The sequence below is a fragment of the Microbacterium sp. genome, from assembly GCF_049661145.1.
Lineage (GTDB): Bacteria > Actinomycetota > Actinomycetes > Actinomycetales > Microbacteriaceae > Microbacterium.
Genome location: NZ_JBASZT010000426.1, coordinates 1 through 2,217 on the forward strand (window position 1 = coordinate 1; position 2,217 = coordinate 2,217).

The window sequence follows — 2,217 nt, forward strand, 5'->3', positions numbered from 1 at the left end:
GCGCTGCACGCCGCGGCGCGCCTCGACGCCCTCGCGGACCGCGTGACCGCGACCCTCTGACCCGGCATCCCTTCGACCCGCCACCCTCCGCACGCGGCAGCGCCCTGCCCTCGGTCGAAGACGGACCGAGGGCAGGGCGCTGCAGGGGCGCGAGGTCAGTCCATCGTGATGGACGTGTCGATGAACTCGTTCGTGTACAGCGCCTCCGGATCGATCGCCGCGGCGGCGTCCTCCGTGATGCTGCCCGCCGTCACGAGGAACGGCGTGAAGTCCGAGACGATGGACGCGACACGGTCGGGGTCGAACTGCCCGAAGACGCCCGAAGCCTCGTCGTTGACGACGATGCCGAGCTCCTTCTGCTGCGCGACCGAGAAGTCCGCGACGCCCTGCGAGTACGTCCAACCGGTGTCGTACTGCTCGACGAGGTCGAGGATGACGGCGTTGCCGTGCTCGGGCGCGTTCAGGAAGTCGATCTGCGACTGCTGCATGATCGGCACGAGCTTCTCGAGGCAGTCCGCCTGATCGGTCACGTCCGCCTCGCGCACCGCGAGCGGCTCCGGGTAGATGCTGTAGCCCAGGTCGGACAGCAGCTGATAGCCGACCGGCTTGCCCCACTGCGAGATCTCGTGCTCGTAGATGTAGGGCTCGGCCGTCGCGAAGCCCTGCTGCAGGATCTTCGGGTCGGAGACGAAGCGCTGCGGGGTGCCTTCGTAGCTCGTGTCGATCTGAGACGAGGTGATGATGTCCTGCGACAGCAGCAGGTTGGGGATGACGTCGCCCGACGTGACGATCGGGTCCCCGCCGGCCGCGGCCTCCTTGATCGTGGTTGCGCCGTCGTGGCTTTCCGGGTCCCACATGAGGATCTGCGGGCTGTACGTGAGCTGCGATGCCACCGCGACGGTGGGCTGGTCGGCGTCGGCGACGATCGCGGCATCCGTGTTGACGGCACCGATCAGGATGTCGGTGTCGAGGTACATCAGAGCGGGAACCGGCTGGAAGTTCACGGCCGGTCCGCCCGAGCGCACCTCGATATCAACGCCGGTGTCGGTGCCGTCGACGACGAGCGGGCCGGTGACGGTCTTCTTGTCGGTGTCGATGGTGTACCCGTCGCCGACGAGGTTGTACATCGCCCCGTGCTCGGACTCGGGCTGCCAGTCTTGCTGCATGACGACGGTCGCGGGGCACACGCTCGCGAGGTCGAGCGGGCCGCCGGCTTCGGCGGCGACGGCCGACGAGGTCGATGTCGCGTCGGGGGTGGCCTCGGTGCCGGCACATCCCGCGACGGTGAACACCGCCGCGGCGAGGGCGCCGACGGCGACGGTGCGTGTCGTCATGCGGCGGGAAACGAACGGATGCTGTGACAAGGTGTCCTCCTGGAAGGGGCTTCGGGTGTGTTGCGGACAGACGGGCGGGATCAGCGTGTGGCGACGCCGAAGAGGCGCCCGACCACCAGGCGGTCGAGCGCGGCGAAGATCGAGAAGACGATGACGCCGAACAGCGCGGTGAAGATGATCGCGAGGAAGAGCGGCTCCATGTTGAGGCGCAGCGTGTAGGTGCGCAGCAGTCCGCCGATGCCCTGGCTGCCCTGCTGGAAGAAGAAGTCGCCGACGATCGCGCCGATGACGGCGAGTCCGGCCGACTGGCGCAGCCCGGTGAAGATCGAGGGGATCGCCGCGGGGAGCATGAGCTTGGTCATCCGCTGCCACTTGGTGGCCTTCTGCAGAGTGAACAGGTCATGCGCCGCCGGGGTGGCCGACTGCAGGCCGAACAGCGTGTTCGAGATCATCGGGAACACCGCGATGATGACGCAGACGACGATGCGCGCCGGCAGGCCGTAGCCCATCCAGATGCCGATGAGCGGTGTGAGCGCGAGAATCGGGATCGTCTGGAGGATGACGGCGTACGGGTAGAGGATCTTCTCGGCCATCGTCCATTGCGACATCACGATCGCCCAGCCCATGCCGATCACGACGGCGATCGCGAGGCCGATCAGTGCGACGGTGATCGTCTGGCCGAGGGCCGCGATCATCGGCCCGATCACCTTGTCGTTGCCGATCGTCTCGGCGAACACCTGGTGCGGCGGCGGCAGCAGGAAGCGGCGACTCTCGCTCAGCAGCAGATACGACACGGCGTACCAGATCACGACGATGCCGAGGAGCGCGGCGATGATCGGGAGAGCGCGCCCCCAGGCGCTACGGGCGACGCGCGCCGCGCCGC

General features: G+C 68.0%; 2 protein-coding genes. Both read right to left on the reverse strand.

What is annotated here, in order from left to right; all coding sequences use genetic code 11:
• Positions 1-155 precede the first annotated feature (155 nt).
• Positions 156-1,334, reverse strand: a complete 1,179-nt coding sequence (locus WBP48_RS17570; RefSeq protein ID WP_424442028.1) for a hypothetical protein — start codon at positions 1,332-1,334, stop codon at positions 156-158.
• Between the two features lie 80 nt (positions 1,335-1,414).
• A partial coding sequence (locus tag WBP48_RS17575) for an ABC transporter permease (protein ID WP_424442029.1) occupies positions 1,415-2,217 on the reverse strand: 803 nt, incomplete at its 5' end.